Here is a 15634-nt window from a genome sequence, read left to right on the forward strand (position 1 = left end):
CCCACTAAACTCCCGGCCCCGCCCGCCAGCTCTGCTCAACGGGCGGGGCCGTGAGGCACGCACACCGGGCGTGCCAGGTTCCACCAGCTACATCATCTGTTCAACGACGAACTAAGGAATCCAATGATGCACAAAAAGATCTGGCTCGCCGCGGCCTTCACCGCCGTGGCACTCAGCACCGCAGGCTGCAGCACCTCCGGGGCTGCAACACCAAGTGGGCAAGCGAGCAACCCGGACACCAACTTCGCTACGATCGCGGACGCGGACTTCGCCGGTACGAGCGGAAAGGCCCCTACAGCCACGGTCGAGACGGAGCCCGGCCAGGACGTCTGGATCCTGTCCTGCTCCCAAATGTCCGAGGGTTGTGCCACGGTCAGCGCTGCCGCGACAGAGGCAGCCGAGCTGCTCGGATGGAAAACCACGGTCTACGACGGTGCATTCGGCGTTGGTGGCGCCTATTCAAATGGAGTCCGACAAGCCATCGCAGCCAAGGCCGACGCGATCATCGTCGTGAGTGTTGACTGCAACCTGATCCAGGCACCTCTTCGCGAAGCCAAGGACGCCGGTATCCCCGTAGTCCAGGCTTTCTCATTTGACTGTGACGACCCCCAGATCGGCGGGGAGCCTTTGTTCACTGCGTCCATGAAGATGACCGAGGAACACCCGGATCTGGCAGGCTGGATGCAAGAATGGGGCGCGGCCAAGGCCCGGTGGATTATGTCGGAAACGAACGGCGAAGCCAAAATCATCAACACTGTCTTCGACGGTAAGATCCTGGGCAACCACGCCAACAAGGGTTTCACTGACCAACTGGCCGAGTGCGGCAAATGCGAAATCCTCGAAGACGTACACGTCGCCGACTCCGACATCGCCTCCGGCGTCCTGCGCCAGAAGTTTTCCGCGGCCTTGACCGCGAATCCGACGGCGAACGCCACCAACGCTCTCTTCGACGGATGGATGAGCGCGTCCGGTCTGGCTCAGGCCATTAATTCTTCGGGCCGGGGTGCCACGATCGCCGCCATGGGCGGCGAGGGCCTCGCGCCCAATATGGGATTCATCAAGGAAGGCCGAGGCCAAAGCGCAGCCGTCGCCTATGACGCCGAGTGGTTGGGATGGGCCACTGTAGACGTCCTGGCACGCGCCTTCGTCGGACAGGAACAGGAGGTCCAAGGCCTGGGCTGGCAGACGGTGGACGCCGCGCACAACACGCCCGACGGGGAATCGGCTTACAAATCGGCGTATGACTTCCGCGCCGACTACCGGACCGCCTGGAACGTTAAGTGACAGCGCCCCGTCTCGCTCTTCATGGTTTACGAAAGGCTTACGGGAACACAATTGCGCTGGATGACCTCGGCCTCGAGATAGGGGCCGGGGAGGTCCATGCCCTGTTGGGTGCCAACGGGTCAGGGAAGTCCACGCTCGTCAAAATTCTGGCGGGCGTGACAACCGCTGACGCCGGGACCATCTGCCTGGCAGGCCGGGAACTGGCAGCACGGAATGTGACCCCGCAAGAGTCGAAGAACCTGGGACTGCGCTTCGTTCACCAGGATCCCGCAGTGTTTCCCACAATGTCGGTAATGGAAAATCTGGCCCTCGGCCATGGTTATCAGACAAGCCTAGGACGTGTTTCCTGGTCGGCTCTAAAGCAGCGGGCCGGGGCCCTGATCGACCGTTTCGACCTCGATTGCTCGCCTGAGACAAAAATCGGGCGACTCGGTCCTGCCCAACGGACGATGGTTGCCATCGCACGGGGGCTCCAGGACGAGCTCGATGACGCGAACGCCGGCCATTTGTTGGTCCTTGATGAGCCGACGGCATCACTCTCCGCCACGGAGGCCGACCTTCTGCTGAGCTACGTACGCACTCTGGCGGATAAAGGGACATCAATCCTCTACATCACGCACCGGCTCCACGAGCTCCAGCAGGCCGCCGACACTGTGACCGTCATGCGAGACGGGGCGAGGGTCCATACCGGGCCTTACAAGGCGGACTCCCTCGACGACCTGACCGAGCACATCGCTGGACAGGCACTGGGCGAGGTCTACCCGAGGCCTGCCGCGGCACCGGCAGAACCGGTCCTGACACTCGAAGGGTTGTCCGCTCCCGGGCTTCAGGACATTTCGTTCGCCGCCCACGCAGGGGAGGTACTAGGAATTGCAGGCTTTCTTGGCAGCGGGCGCAGCCACTTGTTGGAATGCCTTTTCGGGTCGGCTCCGTATAACGGCAGCGTCATTGTCGACGGGCGACGCGTTCCCGACTGTGACATCAGGGCGGCCATGGACGCCGGTATAGCCTTGGTTCCCGAGGACAGGCTCGGCGTGGCGGGGTTCCCTGGCCTCTCGCTACGGGAAAACCTCTCGGCTGGCCAGACAGACCGCTACTGGCGCAAGCTCAGGCTCGATGCCCGCCGTGAGCGGACGGAATCTTCTGCATTACTGGCCGAATACCTTGTGAAATCAGACTCTCAGGAGCAACCTCTGTCCTCATTGTCAGGGGGCAACCAGCAGAAACTGATTATGGCCCGATGGCTGCGCAGGTTCCCGCGCGTCATGCTGCTCGATGAACCAACGCAAGGCGTCGACGCGGGCGCCCGTCCCGAAATTTACCGCATGATCCGATCCCAAACGGACGCCGGAGCGACCGCCCTTGTCGTCAGTTCCGACTTTGAAGAACTGGCGAACCTCTGCGACCGGGTGCTGATCCTCAACAACGGCCGCATCATCCACGGAGTGGCTGGTAGCGAACTGACGGCAAACAACTTGACCCGCCTTTGCTTCAACCATGACGAAAGCAGGACAGCATGACCGCCACCACGACTGCAGCGAATCACCGCAAGCCGGCGCAACGTCCGATCAGCACTTGGGGCCGCACCCGACACCAAATCGTAGAAAACTACGGTCTGGTCGGAGTCTCGATCATCGTCTTCGTCTTTTTCTGCCTCTACGGCCAGACCGCCGGCATTTTTCCATCGCAAGCAAACATCACTACAACAATCGGCAACTCGTCAGTCGTCGCCTTGGCAGCGCTTGCCACCGTCATCCCATTTCGGGCTGGTTTCCTCGATCTGTCCGTTAGCGCCAATATCGGTGTCGCCTCCGTCGTGACGGCCGCAGGCATGGCACACTTCGGGCTGCCCTTATGGGGAGCCATCGCGGCCGGCGTGCTGTCAGGGATTTTGGTTGGAGCTTTGAACGGCTTCCTAGTGACCGTCGCGAAGCTTGACGTCTTTATCACTACGTTGGGCATGGCAACCATTCTTTCCGGGATCCTTCAGTGGTACACCGGCGGAATGCCCATCACCACAGGCCTGTCGCTGGCCCTACAGGACTTCGGCTCGTTGACGTGGTTCGGGATCCCGCGCCTGGTATTCCTGCTCATTCCGGTCATCGTGATCGCCTGGTACCTGCTTGAACACACGCCCTTCGGCCGCGAGCTGACTGCGATCGGCTCAAATCCACGGGCGGCCCACATGGTTGGCATCGGGACCAAGCGCGTAATCTGGACCAGCTTCCTTCTCAGCGGCGCCATTGCCGGAATCGCCGGAGTCTTGCTCACAGCCCGCTCGGGAGGCGCCGACCCGCTGACAGGCCCCGGGCTGATGTTTCCCGTCCTGGCCGCCGTTTTTCTTGGCAAGACAACGATCCGTCCGGGACAGGCCAACGTGTCGGGAACCATCATCGGCGTCCTGTTCGTGGCCTTCACCGTGAGCGGACTGAGTATTGCGGGAGCACAGGCATGGGTCGGGCCGGTCTTCAACGGCGTGGCCCTTGTCGGAGCAATCGCCCTCTCAACCTACTTCGGCCGCCGAAGAACCCCGGCGTGACCCTAACGGAAGCTCACCATCCGACGAGACATTTCGGTCGCCGCGGTAATACGTGAAACCGGCGAACGACGGTCAGGTGCCCGGCCGACCACCATCGCGATGTGGTCGGCCGCGGCGCCGGGACGGGCGCCCCGATATGTCGTCCACGAGATGCGTCAAAGTTTCCCGCAGCCAACGGTGCCCCGGGTCGCTTTCATGTCGCTCCGTCCACACCATGATTTCCCGTACCGGTTCAAGCTGGATCGGTGGTTCAAGCAGGCGTAGTTCAACTTCGTTTGCCACTAGGAGCCCAAGCTTCTCGTGGATTAGGGACATCAAACGGGTACCGCGCAGCAGGAACGGGGCGAGGGTCATGCTGGTAGTCAACTCTACATTGCGGCCGATGCCGAGCGCGTTAAGCTGCATCTCGGCCAGCGACGGGAGACCGCCAACCCGCGTGGCGAGGTAGGGCAGCGCGGAGAATTCCTCGGCAGTTATTGACTCGCCAACGTCCGGATTATCGACCGCGACCGCGCAAACGTAGCGATCGTTAAAGAGGGGCGCGTGGTGATACTTCGTGTAGTCCGGCAGCGCGCCTGCCGGGACAATGAGCAGGTCCACCTCGTTCCCTGCAATCCGTTCCGCAAAATCGGCGCCCAACGGCTGAATGTGAAGCCGGACCCCAGGGGCGTCTTCGGTGAGCCGGACCAACATCTCGTGCAAGAGAATCAAGGTGACGTAGTCGCTGGCCATGATTGTGAACTGTCGTGAGTCGGTGGCCGGATCGAATTCCTCGGCACGGCGTTCCAACAACATTTGGAGATTCGCGAGCGTTTCCCTTACAGGACCGGCCAACTCCTCCGCGAACGGCGTGGCGGCGAATTCCCGGCCTTGACGGACGAGAATAGGATCTCCGAAAAGTCTCCGGATCCGACCAAGGGTCGCGCTCATGGCCGATTGCCCTACAGAAAGCCTGGCCGCCGCTTTGGTGACGTTGCGCTCCGTCATGAGCGCGTCGAACGCCACCAGCAGGTTCAGGTCGACGCGGCTCAATTCCAACAATTCATCTCCCAGCAGTCAGTCCCTTTATCGTAAACTCTCCATCAAAGCTTCCCGCGTGCTTCCCTGGCAGGACGTCCAATCGTCGGCGAAAATTCGACGGGATGGGCATCGAACCCATCAAGCTTCTCGATTCGGCTCTATGGAAGAGAGCGGGTTTAGGATCCCAATCCGAGGAGGCCTTCCCAGGTGGGAAGAGTTCACCCCTGGGGGTGGGGGCACAAAACAACGCAGCTCAGTCGAATCCAATCGACTGAGCTGCGTTATCGCACTGCTAAAGCGAAATTTTAAACATTAAATCTAAATTCAACCACGTTCCGTAGCTGAATAACCTTCGAGGTTTCCGTTGGTTGTAAGCTACTCCCCTGATGTGTCCCCTGAAGCTTCTAGCACCTCTTGACGACGCTGGACGGTTGAGTCCGCCAATGTGGTCTCGAAGACATCGCTCCGGACTAGAGCCACAAAGACCTTCTGCTGGATGTACTCCTAAAGCGTCCCTAAGGTAGCGCCGACCCTATGCCCGGCCGGCGCCGGTGTCGCGGACAGCTCTGCTACCGCCCGCGCCGTCGTCGTTCGTCGCATGGTCCCGGGACTCATCCATGGCTGTCGGCGCACCATCATCGGAATGTGCCGCGTCATCGGCGGAGGGACTCGCCGGCGTGAATGAGATGTCGCGCACGTACCGCAGCACGACGATGCCGACCGCCGTGACCGGCGCAGCCAAGAGCGCGCCCGTGATACCGAACAACGTGCCAGCCACGGTCACCGACGACAGCACGACGGCGGGGTGGATATGGAGCGCGCGCCCCACCAGCATCGGCTGGAGAATATTGCTCTCCAATTGCTGAACCAGCAGCACAATGCCGAGCACGATGAGCGCCGTCGTCCAGCCGCCGGAGAGGAGAGCCACCAGGGTAGCCAGCGCTCCGCTTGCGATGGCTCCGAGGATCGGGATGAAGGCCGAAAAGAAAATCAGCACCGATAGCGGCAGTGCCAACGGAACGTCCAGAATCCAGAGCCCCAGCCCAATGAACACGGCATCCACGAGGGCGACGGTAGCCTGAGCCAGAATATACCCCGATAGCGTCTGCCATGCCTTCACAGAGACCGCCTTTATATGCCTATAAGCACGGGCGTTGCTCCAGTGCGCGACCCACGGCAGGAATTTGTCTCCGTCCTTGAGGCTGAAGAAAACGAAGACGACGACCAGCAAAAAAATGATGATCCACGATGCCACCATCCCCACACCGCTATAAATCCCGGAGGTGATGCCGGAAAGGATGGCCGAGATGTTCTCCCGCACCTGTTGCAGTCCGGTGTCGATCAACTCGTTTAGGTCCACGTTCTGCAGATTGAACGGAGGACCCGTGAAAAAGGCACTGATCTGGGTCAGTGCTTGCCGTGCCTGCTCCGCCAGCCCGGAGGTCTCCGACAGCAGGGACGGAATCATCCACCGCATGATGCCGTAGATCACCGCGAACAGGGCCGCGATGGTCACCAGCGCTGCCAGTGCGTTAGGCAGCGCTTTGCGCAGCAGTCGATTGACGGGCCACAGGATACTGCTGAGCAGCAGCGCCAGCAGGATGGGAAAAATTATGGTCCACAAGTAGCCGGCAATATTCCAAAGAACTGCCGCTCCAAGAATGAGGACGATTCCCCCGGCCACCCATTTGACGGTCCCGACAAATATTCTGGCGAATTCTCCTGCTCCTCTCTGCCCTAAGGCTCGGCAGCCCTCGGCTTCGCTTTGCTGGTCACGGTTGGCTTGCGGCGTCCGGCGCCCACGGTCTTGGGAGGAATCCATACTCTTTATCCTGTCGGAACACGCCGCTCCGTAGTAGTCACTTGGTGCGGACTATGGAGCGATGTTCAGCCCTGATTTTGGATTCCGCCCAGTTCTCACCGCCTGCTCCGGCCAGCACCACCTAGGCTCCCGCAACCTCGACTTGCCTGCCTCAGAATCTTCGGAGTCAGAATGTAGGTCTCGACCTGCATGTGGATGAGGTAGTAGATGCTGGAGCCCATGCCGCCGGCACAGGGCCCCCAGGGCCGGGACTACTCGGAGCGGCTTTGAAGTTGAGACCGACGCCGCAGGGGAATCCGCACAAGGATGCGACCCCTGAAGAGGGGTGGCCTCGCTAAAGGCTGCACTAGTTCGGATTTACACTCCACATGAGACGGGGCCCCACCGTGGCCAGGACGGGGACCAGCCGCCAAGCGGTAGCCGCCGGGTCGGTCCCCGACCTGTCGTGGCGGCTGCACATCCGGGCGCGCTTTCCTTTGGACCGACCACGGGCGAAACCAATACTCGGCTGGACGAGGGTTGCAGGCTGCCGTTCCTATGGTGCATGAGATGGTGGGTGCCTACCGACCGGTGCGCCACGACCCCGACCGCCTTTTGGGAGATCACAGCGTCGGTAATCGCCCTCTTCAGTCATCCTGAATGAAAGACATGTCGGCCACGCTCGTAGACATCAACCGGGCCGTCGTCAGAAACCTTGATTGCCAGACCACAAATGCTCGCGTTCCATGCCGCCGTGCTCCTTGCGCCAGGAAACCGCTCGAGATCCTGCCGACCCGCTGCCGCAAGAGCGGCAGGGCTGGGTTCAGTAATCATGCTTGCGACGTCGATGATTCTACCGCGATCATCCAAAAGAACGGCACCATCAATACCGGAGGCCGCCTGCAGAACCCTGATGGATGTCGGATCGCCCAAGATGCCGCCCGACACGGACGACCGGAGGATGCGCGCAGCTCGATCCGGGTTTGCATGGTCAGGAACGATCTCGGACGGATCAACGCCGGCGTCCAGAAACACAAAGAGCGACCCGCGGCGCTCGTATCTGCATCCCGCCACGAGCCGCAGCGCGTGCTCGGCAACATCAGCGCCTAAACGGGCTTCCAGTAAGCGCCTCAGCACGCCCCAGTCCTGATACAGCCAACTGCCCTGAGAGTTAATGAAGGTCACTCCTGTCGGCAGTGCGAAGTGGATATCGCCGGACCGCGACGCAGAGAGGATCGACGTGCCCGTCCGGAGAAATCCGTACAAACCTTTCAAATCCTCAACCGGGGCCAGCACCATGGATTCTCCCCATTCCCCCGAAGTGTCAACGAAGCCTTGGGCAGCACCGCTTTGACCACCGGCAACTAGTGCAAATTTGCCGTTCTGGAGAAATGCCTTTAACCAGCTCTCTCTGAGAAGCGCTTGCTCGAACGAAAGCGGTTGATGAAACGCATGGAATCGCACATTTGCGTGTTTCGTGAACGTGGGCAAATGCTTGACGAGCACCACGTTCCCCGTAAATCGGATACCTTCGTATGTTTGGCGCGCAGCCGCCTCGAAGATTCTGATCCATCGGAGAAGCGGCGTGGCGGAGAACGGCGACAAACGAGCCGCGGCTCGCAAGAACTGAGTTGATGCCAACGCACTCCATAGATCCTGTGCCACCGATACATCGCCTACAACCTGTAGGTCCGATCGGAACACGGACAAAACTCTCTTGATCAGACGGATTTCATTCGGCGAAACCAGCCGTCCGGCCGGGAGGCCAATAGTGACTCTCTCTCGATGATCAGTCGAAGCAACCCAAACCTCGTAACGGCCATCAATTACATGCGCGTAGCCCACGCGCTCCGTGCTCGGGGGTGCGTTCTCGGTGCGTTCAGTGGACCAACCTTGGACAACCTCGTTAAGCAAGCTGGCCAATTCCGCAGCAAGGTCGTGGGTCGTCAGAACTGGCATGAGGCAACCGTAGGTTGTCGACGCGTCCGGTCATAATAATCTCTAGCGTCGAGTCTGGGACGATCCAATTGGACCTCCGTCGTTACCTTGCACTCGTTAAGGCGGGTCGTGGAGCTTTTAGCCAAATGAAGTAGTCGAAACGCCCGCGGCCAACCTTGGCGATGCCGTGCTTTTCACCCTACTCCCCTCACGATCTGACTTTCATCCGTTGGGAGGGCTTTTCTGCTTCGCGGCACTGTCACCTGCAGTGATGGTTCGATTTACCTAACAAAACTAAATTGCGTAGGGTCGGGGTCGTCAACAGTCCAGTGCAGTAAACAGAGAGGCAGAAGCCTACCAATCGTTCCCCCAGAGTGTCGGCTAGGACGGCCTCGTGGCGGCCCCTGCTCCTTCGGTGACGCAGAAGCCCTCGGGGACCCGCCACCCGATGTACTGGCGGCTGGGCACTACTGGGGCTGACCGTTGCCGCGTCTTCGGTGCCACGTCGCGGCCGTATTGCCACCCTGTGTCTCGTGCTCCTGAACTGCCGTCGTCGTCGCCGGAGGGCTTCTGCCTGCTTTTCCGCACCCAAACCCCCTCCCTTAAAATTTTGTGAAGGAATGACTGAATGAGTGAAGGCATCGAAATAGGAGAAACGGTGACGTCCAGCTGCGCGCTCAGGCGGCACACCCCACTAAACTTGGCCGAAGCCCTTTTCGCATTCTGCGCACTCTGTGTCCATACGGCGTAGAAACCCAGTTGGCTTCCCAGGTACGGGCCTGGCGGCTCGCGGCCCGAGCCCGGGCCGGGGGGCGCTGGGCATCGTGAGAGGTCGAAGGGTCTACCAGCGGGGGAACGTCATCGCCGTAGGAATAGTTCTCCTAGGCGCACCTCGTCAGGGGTCATTCCCCTCCTTTTCGAGGTGCTGTGCGCACCGGAATCCGATGTGGGTGGTGGCGGAGTCGCGGTCCTGGGGCTGCCGGCCTGCGGGCCTGTACCGGAGGCAGTACTCGGGAGCGCAGAGGTGGGATCCGCCCTTGACCACGAACGCATCGCGGGAGTGTTTTGGGCCAGTGTGTGGCGTGCGGGGATCGGTGGGCACGCAGCACGGGGACCCCGCAGCGTCCGGGTGCTGGGTCCAGCGATCGGCCGTCCACTCCCAGACGTTGCCGATCAGATCCACGGCGCCGTAGGCGTTGGCCGTGTAGGCGCCCACCGGGGAAGTGGTTGGCCACCCGTCCTCGGCAGTGTTCCACCAGGGGAAGGAGCCTTGCCAGGTGTTCGCCACGTGGTGGCCGTCCGGGGCGCGTTCGTTCCCCCATGGATAGGTCGTGCCCTCGGTCCCGCCCCGGGCCGCGAACTCGTGCTCAGCTTCGGTCGGGAGGCGCCGTCCGGCCCAGGCCGCGTAGGTGGCGGCGTCCTCCCAGGACACCTGAGTGACCGGGTGCTCGGCCCGCTCCTCCAAGGCGGCCGAGGCGGGGCCCTCTGGCGCACGCCAAGAGGCGCCGGGCACCCAGGACCACCACCGTGACGGGTTTGACAACGGTACCGGGGCGCTGGTGCCAGTGAACACCAGCGCCCCGGGCACCAGTAACTCCGGGTCCACCCCGGGGTATTCGCCGGGGTCGGGGCTCCGCTCGGCCACGGTGAGGTAGCCGGTGTCCGCGACGAAGCGGGCGAACCGTGCCACGGTGACGGGCGCACGCTCCAATAGGAACGGGGACACGCGCACCGGGTGGACGGGCCGTTCTTCGGGGTAGAAGTCCTCCGAGCCCATCGGAAAAATCCCACCGGGCACCAGGACCATGTCCGGTGGGATGTTCCGCATGGAAGCTGCCGGGCTCAGAACTCGCCCTCACGTTCCGCTGTCCCGGGGCCGGGTCCGGCCGGTTGCCTGCCGGCCGAAGTCTCTGTTTCGATGACCTCCGAACGGTAGCGCACCTCCCGGGTGCCGAACAGGTCCAGGTCGAAGGGGCGCTCGTCCTCGCCCAGCTCCGTGTCGATGAGGTGCGCCAGCTTCTCAAGCATCGACGCGACCAACTGCTCGTCGTAGTCCGGGTGGGTCGGGTCCCCGATGTTGTGCAGCTCGCCGGAGTCCTCGGCGAGGTCGTAGAGAGCGACATCAGAGCTGGCGTGTAGCTCCTCGACCGTCCGAGGGGTCTCGTACTGGGTGGGCGCGAACCAGCGCACCAGCTTGTACCGCCCGTCGGAGACGGCCCGGAAGAAGGTGCGCTTGTCCATGTCCGGTGCCCCGTAGACCTCCCCCACCCTCCGGCAGTCCTCCAAGGTCTTGTCCGGTCCGTGGCCGAGCTGGGCCAGCTCCCGCAGGGCGCCCTGGATCGCCCACTCCGGATCGAGCATGTTGAGCCCATCCCAGTTGACCAGCGCCCCGTCACCGGGCTCGGCCGACGAGCCCCGAGGCGGGCTCACCTTTCCAGGAGCTTCAAGCAGGTGCCGCAGGTTCCGGCCCTTCAGCGCGGGGTACCGTTCCCGGGTCTCTGCCTCCCCCAGCCCGGCCCAGGACAGGAACGTGGTAGCCAGGTCGAGGTGGGAGCCAACGGCGTCGGATTGGACTCCACTGGGCCCGTACGGTGAAACGACCGTCATGTTCACGATCGAGGCCTCCTGAAAAGGAATCGCCCCCTTCTGTGCCAGTCCGTGCGCCCCGTTCATCTCACCGTGGTCAGAGGTCAGCACCACGACGGTGTTCCGCCACAGGTCCTGCCGGTCGAGCTCGTCCAGGATCTTCTGAAACTCGCCGTCGACCATCCGCAGACAGTTGATCAGATAGTTGCGCCGCACCTTCCACAGGTCTTCCCGGCCCTCCGGGATCCGGCCGTAGTTCCACTCGACGTTGCGCTTGTAGGACCGCACCCCGAGCGGTTGTCCCTCGAGGTCGTCGTGGAAATTGCCGGGAAGCTCGACGTCAAACTCTCGCATGAACCCCAGATCCTGGGGCGGATGGGCCAGCGGGGCCAGCGCGCCGTTGGGGTGTGCCTGCTCGTCCGCGCCGGCGCGCAGGAACATGATGTCGTGCGGGTTCACCATCGAGGAGATCAGCAGCCAGGGCCTGTCGTGCGGGCGCTTGTGGCGCAACCAGTCAACGGTCTCGAAGGCCACCGCACCATCGAGCTGCTCGCCGTGCAGTGGAGCACCCCAGTTGTCGCCCCAGGACTGGTAGTCCGAGAAACCGTAGCCCTCCAGCGCCGCGGAGGAGCGCGCCGGGTGGGACAGGTGCCACTTGCCCTTGAACGCGGTATAGTATCCCTGCTCCCGCAGCATCGTGCCGATCGTCGGCACGTCCTGGTCCAATACGTCGGTCCAGGCGAAGTTGGTGTTGTCCCACAGCCCCACGTTCTTGGCATGCTGGCCCGTCCACATGGTCGCCCGGGACGGCGTGCACTGGGGCACCGTGCAGTACTGGTTGGCCAAGCTCACGCCGGCGCCCACCAGCCGCTGGATGGCCGGCAGCTCCACACCCGGGGGCAGATCCATGTGCACGTCCCATTGGTCCATGCACAGCACCAAAATATTCGGTCGTTCCTCACGGGCAGAACTCATGATTCGGGGTCTCCTCTTACGTGTGGTGTCTACGGGTCGTGCTCGGATTTCCCCGGAGCGTCGGCGGCTTGGGGAATCAGGAAGGCGAAACTGTTTTCCCTGCTCATCAGCTTCGCGGCAACGACGAGCATGACCACCCCGAAGGTGTTGAGCAAGGTGATGAGCACCAAAACCCGCGGATCCTCGAAGTTGTCTTGTGCGACGATCAGGGCCGCAGCGGTGCCGCGCTGGCCGGTGCTCAGCCCGCCCACGCCCTGGAGATGGTCGTGCCCGTCGCCCATGGTCCAGCCCAGGAACAGGGCCAGTACTAGTACCACCATGCCCACGCCGACCGCCTTCCACAGCCCGGGATCGGTCATGGCCGGCAGGTATCCGATGACGATGGCGACGATCAGCACGTACAGGGAGATGTTGGAAATTATCGCCACCCACGGCTGCACGGCGGCCACCACGTTCTCGTTGAACTGCCGGACGAGCTTCCCGACTACCAAGGGCAGGACCATCTGCGTGAGCAGCCCCTGGACCAATGCCCAAGTGTCCACCGTCACACCTTCCAGCACCTGGGGAAGCAGGAGCGGGAGCCAGAGGACGGTGCCGACCATGAGGACGAGCATCACGGTCGCGCCCAGAGCAATATCCGAATCGGAGACCCCGGTGAGCTTAATGGAGAACGGAGCCCCGGCAGTCAATCCGAACAGCAAGAAGCCCGCCACGGACACGGTTGCAAGCTCCACCAGATCAGTGGCGGCCATCATCAGGGCCGGCACCACAATGAAATTCAGCAACAGCATCCGCAGCAAAAACGCCTGGTTGGACAGGTGCATGAGCAACCGTGTGGGTTTCTGGGTCAGACCCACGTTAAGCATTGAGGTAACCACGAAGACGGTCACCCCCCACGAGCCCAGGGCCTGGAAAAACTCGTACACCGCCCACCTGCTTGGTCGTCAGCACGGTCACTGCTCCGGCCCCTAAGCGGTGCAGGTCACCCCGAATAATACTAAGCTAGCTTACGAAATCTCGTTTAGGCTAGTCACAGCTTTGCGCCGCGTTCGAGCGCGGTCCGCCGCTCGTGCACCTCACCGCTCCTCGCGCCGCGCACGCCCACCGCAGGCACGCGGCATCAGCCCGAAACGTTCCAGGACGGCCAAGGGACACAGATGAATGCCAAGACGTCGTCCGGGTTTGTGCCCCGGATGAAAAACCTTCCCGGGGATGCACTGGCCGGCCTCGTCAACGCCGTGGTCAGCGTGCCCTCCGGAATGGCCACCGCGGCGATGGCCGGAGTCAACCCCGTCTGCGGCCTCTACGCCACATTCGTGGCCGCACATCGGGCACACCAGCAAGGCGCCCTGTTCGTAGGTGAACGCCTCGTGGCACTCCGTGCAAGCAGGCAGACCGTCAGACATTGAAATTGAAGCGGAACTCAACCGCGTTCCGCAGTTGAATAACTCCTGACGCAGTCGCGCTACCCTTGGAGGGCGGCGAAGGCGAGACCGCTTCAGCGAGTCGCCGCAACTCCTACAGGTGCCCTCCCCGTTGTCGTACATGATTCCGCAGCAGCACGACGGCCCACCGATGACCTCAAAGCAGGCTTCGTGCCAGTCTTCCCCGTTGAAGTCGATGTGGCTGTTGTCGTCCTCGATCGCTTCGTCGCAGCCTTCACACATGAGTGCCGTAACTGGGTTCCCTCCCTCACCCAAACTCCGCCGCGTCCCAGCCCCAGCAATCGGGGACTTGAACGAATTCAGGCAAGACAGCCTACCGTTCCGGACATGGCTGTCCGTATACAATGTCGTTTCTGCCGTAGAGGGCCTGGACCACCCGTCCGAGCACCGGGACGGTATCCCGAGGGTGACTGGCAGTCCGGGGAAGTGCCATGTCTGCCCGGTCAAGCCGGGCCCATAAGTCATCCTCCCCACGGATTCCGTCAGGCAGGCGCAGGAACCAGCGGTAGCCCCGCGGCCTCGACGGCAGCCCGGCGTCCTTCAGGTAGGCGTCGATGTCGTCCTCGATGCCGCGCACATCGTCCTCGGTGATCGGCTCTTCCCAGAAAGAAACCGTGCCGTCGGGCTTCTCGCAGGTCACGCGGACCATGCCGGTCCTGACTCCCATGGGCTCGCGACGCACGTTATCGGGCCCGGCATACCAAGCTGCCACCGCACCCCAGCCATTTTCGCTCAGCTCGATCCACCCTTCGGGGTGCGCTCCCTCGGGAAAGTCATCCCACATGCTTAACCGCCTTTGCATCATGGTTTCGGACCATCAAGGCAGTGCCCGGTTGAACCATCATCCCATCCGGAGAAGCATCTGGAGTCGGTGTTCTTTGGGTATCAGGGCTGTTGGGAGTGTCCAGATTTCCGGCGGTGTATTTCGCATAGCCTGGCGTGAACTGTGTGGCGTACTTCGACGCCGATAAGCTCCGCTAAGTAAAGTGATTGCCTCAGCTAGGATGCCCCGTACTTGGCTAGCCTGACCGAGGAAGGGCGCGCGGCTCTCCGCCGGCACCTGGCAGCCCTACGCCGAATACTATTTCTGGGGCACTCCTTAGCGGACGTCTTTGAGTTCAAACTGGCAGCCAGCCGAGAGTCACCATGTTGGTCCGGTCGGGAAGTCGATCGCCAGAAGCAATTCCTCCGGTATCCCTTCGATGTGATCGGGGCTCAGGTTTTCGATGGCGATGCGATCGGCGCCGTGGGGAGAAACGACTTGTTCCGGGTTCCAGGTCCGAATGACACAAACCCCGCTCACGAAACGTGTTTCGCTGGGCACCGCCCGTAGCCATTCGACATAATCGTCCCCGGTTGGCACGTCCGGACGAAGGCGTCCCCCACCCCGCGCCACAGCAGAGTCGCAGTCACAGGAGTTCAAGGTGAGGGTGAACGCCGTCGCGGTTTTGGAAACGAGAGGGCTGTCTTCGATTCGAAGCGCAGATACCTGGGGTTCCGTGCCAATGCGCTTCAACGTCCACTCCCTGAATTCCGGGGTGAACGCCGCACGATTTATGGTCCACAGGACTGTCGAGCACATGCCGGAATTCTCCCACCCTCGGAGAGGACCCGGGACTGTCCCTTCCTGCAAGGAATATGAGCAGTTCTAACCACTGTGCAAGCTACCGGTGCCATCCAAACGTGTCACAGCGACCTGGTCTAGCCTTCGTCCTTCCTCTTGCTGCGTCCAAGTACAATCGCAAGCAAAAGGAAAGCCATGCCGGTAACTGTGGCCCATGACGCGGTACTGCCGCTCGGCGGATCGTCGTCGTCTGCAATGAGGGCTACGCTCAAACCTCGCAGCACACACCCTGCAACGGCTGGGACTGACCCGTGCGACCGACCTTATCGGCGGTTTCCAAGCCTGGGCAGTACTGCGCCAGCAGCCCGACTAAAAAGCGTGTCAGGGCGGCGGACCGTTTCCTCGCCAAAGGTTGGCCGGCGCCGAGGCCCGGCCGCAGATAGCGCAGCGGACTACGCATCGACTGGTTTCGATGATCCAGT

12 protein-coding genes are annotated in these 15634 nt (G+C 62.1%); 4 read left to right on the plus strand and 8 right to left on the minus strand.

The window, feature by feature from the left end; all coding sequences use genetic code 11:
* The first annotated feature begins 126 nt into the window (after positions 1-126).
* From AC5RWG_RS05650 to AC5RWG_RS05660, 3 genes are read left to right on the plus strand one after another with little or no spacing between them, the layout of a single operon-like run.
* Positions 127-1284, plus strand: coding sequence for a sugar ABC transporter substrate-binding protein (locus AC5RWG_RS05650; RefSeq protein WP_494166540.1), 1158 nt, complete (start codon positions 127-129; stop codon positions 1282-1284).
* The gene (locus AC5RWG_RS05655; protein ID WP_494049604.1) at positions 1281-2804 is read left to right on the plus strand and encodes a sugar ABC transporter ATP-binding protein; all 1524 of its coding nucleotides are present in this window, start codon (positions 1281-1283) and stop codon (positions 2802-2804) included. Before AC5RWG_RS05650 ends, AC5RWG_RS05655 begins: the two co-directional genes overlap by 4 nt.
* Entirely contained in the window at positions 2801-3823 is a 1023-nt protein-coding gene (locus AC5RWG_RS05660; RefSeq protein ID WP_494049603.1) for an ABC transporter permease, read from the plus strand. Before AC5RWG_RS05655 ends, AC5RWG_RS05660 begins: the two co-directional genes overlap by 4 nt.
* Positions 3824-3895: 72 nt before the next feature.
* On the opposite strand, the gene AC5RWG_RS05665 is transcribed toward AC5RWG_RS05660, so the two are convergent.
* The 6 genes from AC5RWG_RS05665 to AC5RWG_RS05690 form a co-directional block, all read right to left on the minus strand.
* Entirely contained in the window at positions 3896-4861 is a 966-nt protein-coding gene (locus AC5RWG_RS05665) for a LysR substrate-binding domain-containing protein (protein ID WP_494049602.1), read from the minus strand.
* Between the two features lie 514 nt (positions 4862-5375).
* Positions 5376-6665 (minus strand): AI-2E family transporter, encoded by a 1290-nt coding sequence (locus AC5RWG_RS05670; protein ID WP_494166541.1) that lies wholly within the window; start codon positions 6663-6665, stop codon positions 5376-5378.
* Between the two features lie 630 nt (positions 6666-7295).
* Positions 7296-8603: a hypothetical protein gene (locus AC5RWG_RS05675; RefSeq protein WP_494166542.1), complete on the minus strand. Its 1308-nt coding sequence runs from the start codon at positions 8601-8603 to the stop codon at positions 7296-7298.
* Positions 8604-9477: 874 nt separating this feature from the next.
* Positions 9478-10410 (minus strand): formylglycine-generating enzyme family protein, encoded by a 933-nt coding sequence (locus AC5RWG_RS05680; protein ID WP_494166543.1) that lies wholly within the window; start codon positions 10408-10410, stop codon positions 9478-9480.
* A gap of 14 nt (positions 10411-10424) precedes the next feature.
* Complete coding sequence (locus AC5RWG_RS05685) at positions 10425-12143, minus strand: sulfatase-like hydrolase/transferase (protein WP_494166544.1); 1719 nt, start codon at positions 12141-12143, stop codon at positions 10425-10427.
* A gap of 29 nt (positions 12144-12172) precedes the next feature.
* Positions 12173-13069, minus strand: coding sequence for a bile acid:sodium symporter family protein (locus AC5RWG_RS05690; RefSeq protein WP_494166545.1), 897 nt, complete (start codon positions 13067-13069; stop codon positions 12173-12175).
* 231 nt (positions 13070-13300) lie between these two features.
* On the opposite strand from AC5RWG_RS05690, the gene AC5RWG_RS05695 reads away from it, so the two are divergent.
* Positions 13301-13552: a SulP family inorganic anion transporter gene (locus AC5RWG_RS05695; protein ID WP_494090713.1), complete on the plus strand. Its 252-nt coding sequence runs from the start codon at positions 13301-13303 to the stop codon at positions 13550-13552.
* Positions 13553-13901: 349 nt separating this feature from the next.
* Here AC5RWG_RS05695 and AC5RWG_RS05700 read toward each other — a convergent pair whose 3' ends face one another.
* Both AC5RWG_RS05700 and AC5RWG_RS05705 read right to left on the minus strand, forming a co-directional pair.
* Entirely contained in the window at positions 13902-14372 is a 471-nt protein-coding gene (locus AC5RWG_RS05700; protein WP_494090714.1) for a DUF5956 family protein, read from the minus strand.
* A gap of 357 nt (positions 14373-14729) precedes the next feature.
* Positions 14730-15170 (minus strand): hypothetical protein, encoded by a 441-nt coding sequence (locus tag AC5RWG_RS05705; RefSeq protein WP_494166546.1) that lies wholly within the window; start codon positions 15168-15170, stop codon positions 14730-14732.
* Positions 15171-15634 lie beyond the last annotated feature (464 nt).

The sequence above is a fragment of the Arthrobacter sp. Y3221160 genome (assembly GCF_059092585.1).

Excerpts from the sequence above, each read along its gene's own strand:
- AC5RWG_RS05650 (WP_494166540.1), top strand. The coding sequence starts at position 127 with ATGCACAAAAAGATCTGGCTCGCCGCGGCCTTCACCGCCGTGGCACTC.
- AC5RWG_RS05660 (WP_494049603.1), top strand. The coding sequence starts at position 2,801 with ATGACCGCCACCACGACTGCAGCGAATCACCGCAAGCCGGCGCAACGT.
- AC5RWG_RS05670 (WP_494166541.1), bottom strand. The coding sequence starts at position 6,665 with ATGGATTCCTCCCAAGACCGTGGGCGCCGGACGCCGCAAGCCAACCGT.
- AC5RWG_RS05675 (WP_494166542.1), bottom strand. The coding sequence starts at position 8,603 with ATGCCAGTTCTGACGACCCACGACCTTGCTGCGGAATTGGCCAGCTTG.
- AC5RWG_RS05680 (WP_494166543.1), bottom strand. The coding sequence starts at position 10,410 with ATGCGGAACATCCCACCGGACATGGTCCTGGTGCCCGGTGGGATTTTT.
- AC5RWG_RS05685 (WP_494166544.1), bottom strand. The coding sequence starts at position 12,143 with ATGAGTTCTGCCCGTGAGGAACGACCGAATATTTTGGTGCTGTGCATG.
- AC5RWG_RS05695 (WP_494090713.1), top strand. The coding sequence starts at position 13,301 with ATGAATGCCAAGACGTCGTCCGGGTTTGTGCCCCGGATGAAAAACCTT.
- AC5RWG_RS05700 (WP_494090714.1), bottom strand. The coding sequence starts at position 14,372 with ATGTGGGATGACTTTCCCGAGGGAGCGCACCCCGAAGGGTGGATCGAG.
- AC5RWG_RS05705 (WP_494166546.1), bottom strand. The coding sequence starts at position 15,170 with ATGTGCTCGACAGTCCTGTGGACCATAAATCGTGCGGCGTTCACCCCG.